Origin of the sequence: Allobacillus salarius (genome assembly GCF_007559425.1) — a bacterium.
Lineage (GTDB): Bacteria > Bacillota > Bacilli > Bacillales > Alkalibacillaceae > Allobacillus > Allobacillus salarius.
Window position 1 is genome coordinate 1 of sequence record NZ_VMHE01000041.1, and the last position, 7,129, is coordinate 7,129.

The window sequence follows — 7,129 nt, forward strand, 5'->3', positions numbered from 1 at the left end:
TATCTCGATGCACTTTTCATGTATAGTGCAGTTCAATTTGTCGTCGAGAGCACGTCTCGATGACATTTTCGTGCATTATGCAGTTCAATTTGTCATTGAGAACCTATCTCGATGCACTTTTCATGTAAAGTGCAGTTCAATTTGTCGTCGAGAGCGTATCTCGATACACTTTTCATGTATAAGGCAGTTCGATTTGTCATCGAGAACCTATCTCGATGCACTTTTCGTGTATAAGGCAGTTCGATTTGTCATCGAGAGCACGTCTCGATGACATTTTCATGCATTATGCAGTTCGATTTGTCATTGAGAGCATATCTCGATACCATTTCTCGCACTCAAGCAGTTGAATTTGTCATTGAGAGCACGTCTCGATACCATTTCTCGCACTCAGGCAGTTCAATTTGTCATCGAGAACGCCCTTGCTATTTATTAAGTTTTCGTTTGTTTTGTTCAGGGTATTGATAACTTAAAGAAAAGGATGACCGGAAGGAGCTTATTAACATGAGCGATTTATTCAAGAAAGGTTTATCAATCGGTGCAGGATTAGCGGCAGTTGGAAAAGAGCAAGCTGAAAAAATTTTAAAGGAACTACGTGAAAAAGGGGAGCTTTCCCAACAGGAATCGAATAGCTTATTATCAGAAATCGAAGCGAAAGGTGAGCAAAGTCAAGAAGAGTGGAACCAGAAGGCACAAGCGAGGCTAAGAAAGAAGCTTGAGGATTTAGATGTGCCAACGAGAAAAGATTATGAACGATTGGAAAACCGCATCCATCAACTTGAACGCCAGCTGAATAAAGAACAGTAAATACCGTAGATGATGAAAAGGAGGGGATAGGAATTATTCGAAAGCAGATGCGCCATATGGCTAGATATCGTGATATAGCTACAGCATTTACGAGAAATGGCTTCGGATTTTTCGTAAAGGAATTAGGTTTGGACCGTGTTTTTTCATTGCCCCGTCGCCTGTTAGTCAATCGTGAACAAAATTCAGAGGATAAAACAACAGGTGAACGAATTCGTCATTTTTTAGAAGATCTTGGACCGACATTCATCAAAGTGGGACAGCTTGCGAGCACACGACCAGATCTGATTCCAAAAGATATAAGAAAAGAATTATCAAAACTTCAAGACCATATATCTCCTGTTCCCTTTGAACAAGTGAAAGAAATTGTTGAGGAAGAGTTGGATGGCAAGATGGAAGAAATGTTCTCTTCATTTGAGCAGTCACCATTAGGAGTTGCTTCAATTGGACAAGTCCATGAAGCTGTTCTGTCGACCGGTGAAAAAGTAGCAGTGAAAGTCCAACGTCCCAATGTCGGTAAACAAGTACATATCGACTTGGAAATCCTTCATGAAATGGCAGAGCGAGCAGAGAAACGGTTGGATTGGGCACGTCGTTATCAAGTTGTTGATGTTGTTGCCGAGTTTAAAAAGGCGATTAAAGATGAGTTGGATTATGAGCATGAAGGTCGAAATGCGGATTTAATGGCCAAGCAATTCGAGAACGATCCGACTGTATATATCCCCGAGATATACTGGGATTATACGACGAAAAAGATCCTAACGATGGAGTATATAGAAGGTATTAAGCTTGATGATCAGGAAAGTTTATTCGAAGCTCAATGTGACAATGAGTGGCTTGCTGAGAAGCTCGTTCAAGCCATATTCTATCAAATGTTCGAAGATGGCTATTTTCATGCCGACCCTCATATCGGCAACTTTTTTGCGTTACCTGAAGAAGAAGGTATCGCCTTCATGGATTTCGGGTTGGTAGGACGACTCTCAAAGGAGATGCAACGAGATCTTGCTTCAATAGTTATCGCCATGACGAGTCAAGACACGAAAAAAATGACCCGAGCGATGAAGCGGATGGGTGTCGTTCCGGCTGATATTGATGAACATGAATGGGAAGGTGACGTCGATCAATTCCTCATCAAGTATTATGATGTGCCTTTTAGTGAAATTAGCTTAGGACAGGCTATAACGGATATGTTTCAAATCGCTCATAAACATCAGATTGAAGTACCATCAGATTTCACGCTTATTGGAAAAACGATACTGACATTAGAAGGTGTCGTTGCAGAGTTGGATCCCAATTTCAGCATCATCACCGCCGCTGAACCATTTGGTCGGAAGCTGATGCGGGATAAGTACCATCCGAAAAGGTTTGCAAGAGAAATCTATAATCACGTCGATGAATACGCTGATGTCATTGAGGATATGCCGGAGATTGTCCGGGAGCTGACAGCTTTAGCGAAAGAACGGAAGATACCCGTCGAGATAAAAATGCCAGCATTGAACTATCTTCTTTCTAAAATGGACCGTGTCAGTAACCTGCTGTCATTTAGCATCATCTTGTTAGCATTCAGTTTGATCATGACCGGTGTCATCATCGGATCTGCGATTGCTGGTCAAAGCTCTGTCCTGTGGGATATACCAGCACTTGAAATAGGATTTGTCATTGCTGTTGGTATGTTGGCTTGGATGATCTACTCTATATTCCGTTCCGGGCGTTTTTAGTGTAAAACCGAGAATGTTATAGTAAAATAATATTGTAGAAAAACTTTTATGTGGAGATGTTTAAATGAGCTTTAAAAATATAACAGTGGAGATGAAAACTCCAAAAAGATTGCACAGTATCTAAAGGAAAACTATATAGACCAAGGAAAGATGGGTATTTCATCTGGTGAAGGTTTTTATACGTATCCAAATCCATCTTATCAAGACCCTGATTTCTTAAATAAGTAGGACAGATTATTAATAGCGTATAACCTATTTCAGTAATGAGGTTATACGCTATTCTTATATTCCAGTCAAAATGTGTCATAAAACAAGTAAGAGGTATTTAAGCATGTAAATATTTGTGATATAATATATAACGTTTATAAGTTATGTTTGAATAATAAAATTGTGCTGGAGGACAGCGCTTACATAAGCGAATACTCACTACAATTTGTAAGGGAAGGTTACTTATGAGTGAAACAACAAATAAATCAGATGTGATTCTTATTGGTGCAGGGATTATGAGTGCGACATTAGGATCTATTTTAAAAGAATTGGACCCAAATATGAGCATTAAAGTGTTTGAAAAGCTAGATGGCCCTGGTGCTGAAAGCTCGAACGAATGGAATAATGCTGGTACAGGGCACTCCGCTTTATGTGAACTGAACTATACGCCAGAAAAGCCAGATGGAACAATCGAAACAACCAAAGCTCTAAAAATTAATGAACAGTTCCAGGAATCGAGGCAGTTTTGGTCTTATTTAGTAGATAAGGGACTTATGGATAAACCGAGAGAATTCCTAATTCAGCTACCACATATGAGTATTGTTCATGGAAAAGAAAATGTTGAGTACTTGAAAAAGCGGTATGAAGCATTAGTCGATAATCCGCTATTTGAAAATATGGAGTTCTCGGATGATCCTGAAAAATTGAAGGAATGGATTCCATTAATGATGAAAGAACGTGAAGTTAGCGAACCTATAGCTGCAACACGTATCGATGACGGGACAGATGTGAACTTTGGTGCGTTGACACGTAAACTGTTTGAACACTTGGAAACGGAAGGCGTTGACATCAACTACAAGCATAGTGTCGATGATCTTGAGCAAAATGAAGATGGCACATGGGAAGTAAAGGTTCGAAACGTCGCAAGCGGAAACGTTACCTTCCATGAAGCGAACTTCGTCTTTATCGGTGCTGGTGGCGGAAGTATTCATTTACTACAAAAGACAGGCATTCCAGGCAGTAAAGGAATAGGCGGATTCCCGGTAAGTGGAGAATTCCTTTTCACACAAAAACCTGAGCTTGTGAAAGAACACTATGCCAAAGTGTATGGAAAAGCACCGGTTGGAGCGCCACCGATGTCCGTTCCGCATTTAGATACACGGATGATTGAAGGGAAAGAATCATTGCTTTTCGGTCCATTTGCAGGCTGGTCTCCGAAATTTTTGAAGACGGGATCAAACGCAGATCTGTTCAGTTCCATTAAACCGAATAACTTAACGACGATGTTAGCGGGTGGAATGAAAAACTTTACGTTAACCAAATACCTCATTTCGCAATTAATGCTATCGAAAGAGAAGCGGATGGACCAGTTACGCGAGTTTATCCCAACTGCTAAAGATGAAGATTGGGAAATGACAACAGCTGGTCAGCGCGTGCAAATTATTAAAGATACAGATGAAGGCAAAGGAATTCTGAAGTTTGGTACGGAAGTAGTTAGTTCGGAGGACGGTTCAATGGCTGCGTTATTAGGGGCGTCGCCGGGTGCTTCTACAGCTGTTTCCATCATGTTTGAATTGATTGAAAGATGCTTCCCAGACCGTGTTAAAGAATGGCAGCCAAAATTAAAAGAAATGGTTCCTTCGTATGGCCAATCCTTAAAAGATAATCCAGAACTTGTTCGTGAAGTGAAAGAATTCACAGCAAAAAAACTAGACTTTCAACACGTTGAATTTGAAGCGACTCATTCATAATAAAAAGGAGCATCGACTGTTTAATGGCAGTTCATGCTCCTTTTTTATGTACGATATAACCGGAGAGAAGAAATTCTTAGTCCTCGATTCCCCAGTTCATCTTTAAGATATCTTTTAGCTGTTCTAGTCGTTTTTGACCAATGTGCTCGGCAATTTCCTTTTCTAAATTCGCCTGTAATTGCTCATTTTTTTCATAGCATTCTTTTCCGAAAGCTGTTAATTGAATTCGTTTTTCTTTTCGATTGTTTTCCTGTTCACCTACCTCGACGAGTCCTTTCTCTTGAAGCTGCTTGATGAACTTGTGGGTTGCTTGTCGGGTAATATCGACGCTTTTGGATATAAAGGAAACAGTCGTTTCTTTCTCCTGATAAATGCGTAACAATATAAACCATTCAGATTTAGAAATGGGGAGTTCGTGATGACGATTCCACTGTGCTTCAGATATTTTACGTAACTTCAGATGCCGTTCACTGATTAAATCAAGTAAATCTAATTGATGTAAGTTGAAGCTCACTCTGTTCACTCCTATTTTATTTTCTTAAGTTACTATACAAAAAGATTGGCATTAAATCAACTTAGTTGACAAAAATGTATAAAAGGGATATACTTAAAGTAAACTAAGTTGACAATTCAACATAAGGGAGCCAATATAATGCTGAGCATTGGAGATTTGATTGTTTATTCATCACATGGAATATGTCGAGTAGAAGATATTAAAGATCAAACGTATGGTGGCGTTACGAAAAAGTATTACATGTTACAGCCGGTTGATAATGATCAGAATTTGACAATTCATGCTCCTGTTGAAAGTAAACAAAAAAACATGCAACGAATCATGAACAGATCAGAGGCTGAAAAAGTCATTGAAACGTTCAGTGGAGAAGGGGTTGAATGGATTGAAAGACCCCAACAGAGAACGAGAGATTATAAAAGTATCTTGAATCAAGGTGACCGCTTGGAAATTGCGAAGGTAGCAAGTACGTTACTACGCAAAAAGCAAGAAACAGAAGAAGAAGGCCGAAAGTTTAGTGAGCTAGATGGGAAACTGCTGAAAAACATCCAAGACATTCTGTTCAGAGAAGTCGCTATTGTTTTAAACAAACCATATGAAAAAGTCGTAAAGAAAATCGATGAATTAGTTGCACAGTAAATCGATGAAATAAATATACAAAATGAAGCTTGAGACCGAAATGTGTGTTCATCACATGCTTTTGGCTCAAGCTTTTTTTGTGTGTAATTTAGTTACGTCATAACCTCTCCATATTCACAAAAGGTCTCGAATAATCGAGTTCGCCCTTCATTCGTTTAACAAGAACCTGGTTTCCTTGAAGCCATTTGTTGAAGTCAAACATAACAGGCATGCGATTTGGACCGATGACAAACCAAGCTTTCATCTCTTTCGGAAAGTAGGCAGATGTGTGAATGGTACCAGCGGATGCATCATATTTATTGGAGAAAACATCATATTGTGGATCATTCATCACCCGAAATGCCTGCATCGGATTGGTTGAATGCTTTTGTTGCTCTTGAATGGTTTTCTCACGCTGTCTTGTTTCCTCTTGTCGATAGCGATTTTCTTCATCGAGCAAATGAAAATGATTGGTGCACACATTCGATTTCCGGGAGACAACCTTTCTTGGAGAAGCCTCAATGACATAAGATTCACCACTTCGATCTAAGAGCACATAACTAAAGGAGTGACGATGAGGAATCTCTTTTAGTAAATCGATTGCTTCATCTACATTCGCGCAATTTTCCAAAACAATTCGTCCAATCATATTGCAAATGAAACCATCACTTGATTTTTTGCTATGGGTGAAGTTATAGCCTAGCACCAATCCTTTTTCGTTCATCCCATCGATCCGGCCGGTAATTTGCATGGAAGGTCCAAGGACAGCATACCCTTGATCGGTTGGCTGATAAAACATATACCTTCCTTCATAGCCAACGGGATGGCTGTCATAGTTTCTTACCATAAAGTCCGGTTCCGTGAAAATCGAACACCCACTCCGGACAAACTCCTTATAATAGCCACCAAAGAGTCGGTAAGCCTCCGTTAAACTCATCTCCAATGCATCAGCAAGCCCGTGAATTTCTTCCAAAATGGCTGGAGAAAACCGGTTAATTACCTGTTCGAAGAGTTTTTTATCAATAATAAAATGACGGTCTTTCTTTGGACCCCATTGTTTTTGACGGTTATGAATAATCGGGGAACCCTTCAGAAGCTTCCCTTGGTAGTAGCCAAAATAATAATGACTACCCCGGTATTGAAACACGTCGCTATAATAGTTCATGGAATTCATTCCTTATTGTTGAGTACTTCCTGCCAGTTTAATCGAAGAGGAGTGGGAAGGGAATTGGAATGCTTGTTCACCAATTGGTGTAGGTGAAAACCTCGGTTAACATTTTTTTAGATTGATATAAATTGGATTTTTCTATAAATTCTTGATTTTATCCCCTTTTAACATAATTGATATGATAAAATGTTATTTAACCATTTAATCAATAGGGGAATTTTCTACAATGAGTAAAAAAATGATTCTGTACATGTTAATAGCGGTTTTTTTAATTAGTAGAATCAATTTCATAATTGCTCTTTTTAAAAATACAAAGACTTCTCCAATGTTTTGAATTGCATTTTTAAAAACAGAA

At 39.1% G+C, this 7,129-nt stretch carries 6 protein-coding genes; 4 read left to right on the top strand and 2 right to left on the bottom strand.

Annotated elements, in window-relative coordinates; all coding sequences use genetic code 11:
* Positions 1–501: 501 nt before the first annotated feature.
* The 3 genes from FPQ13_RS12575 (at position 502) to mqo (ending at position 4,477) form a co-directional block, all read left to right on the top strand.
* Positions 502–804 carry a phasin family protein gene (locus FPQ13_RS12575; RefSeq protein WP_144089674.1) on the top strand — a complete coding sequence of 101 codons (303 nt, stop codon included), beginning with the start codon at positions 502–504 and terminating at the stop codon, positions 802–804.
* Positions 805–860: 56 nt separating this feature from the next.
* Positions 861–2,519 carry an ABC1 kinase family protein gene (locus FPQ13_RS12580; protein ID WP_144089675.1) on the top strand — a complete coding sequence of 553 codons (1,659 nt, stop codon included), beginning with the start codon at positions 861–863 and terminating at the stop codon, positions 2,517–2,519.
* A 431-nt stretch (positions 2,520–2,950) separates the two neighbouring features.
* Positions 2,951–4,477 (top strand): malate dehydrogenase (quinone), encoded by a 1,527-nt coding sequence (gene mqo / locus FPQ13_RS12585; protein ID WP_281281214.1) that lies wholly within the window; start codon positions 2,951–2,953, stop codon positions 4,475–4,477.
* 76 nt (positions 4,478–4,553) lie between these two features.
* On the opposite strand, the gene FPQ13_RS12590 is transcribed toward mqo, so the two are convergent.
* Positions 4,554–4,991: a MarR family winged helix-turn-helix transcriptional regulator gene (locus FPQ13_RS12590; RefSeq protein ID WP_144089677.1), complete on the bottom strand. Its 438-nt coding sequence runs from the start codon at positions 4,989–4,991 to the stop codon at positions 4,554–4,556.
* Between the two features lie 138 nt (positions 4,992–5,129).
* Between FPQ13_RS12590 and FPQ13_RS12595 the strand changes: the two genes are divergently transcribed.
* Complete coding sequence (locus FPQ13_RS12595) at positions 5,130–5,627, top strand: CarD family transcriptional regulator (protein WP_144089678.1); 498 nt, start codon at positions 5,130–5,132, stop codon at positions 5,625–5,627.
* 97 nt (positions 5,628–5,724) lie between these two features.
* Here FPQ13_RS12595 and FPQ13_RS12600 read toward each other — a convergent pair whose 3' ends face one another.
* Positions 5,725–6,771, bottom strand: coding sequence for a C45 family autoproteolytic acyltransferase/hydrolase (locus FPQ13_RS12600; protein ID WP_144089679.1), 1,047 nt, complete (start codon positions 6,769–6,771; stop codon positions 5,725–5,727).
* Between the last annotated feature and the right edge of the window lie 358 nt (positions 6,772–7,129).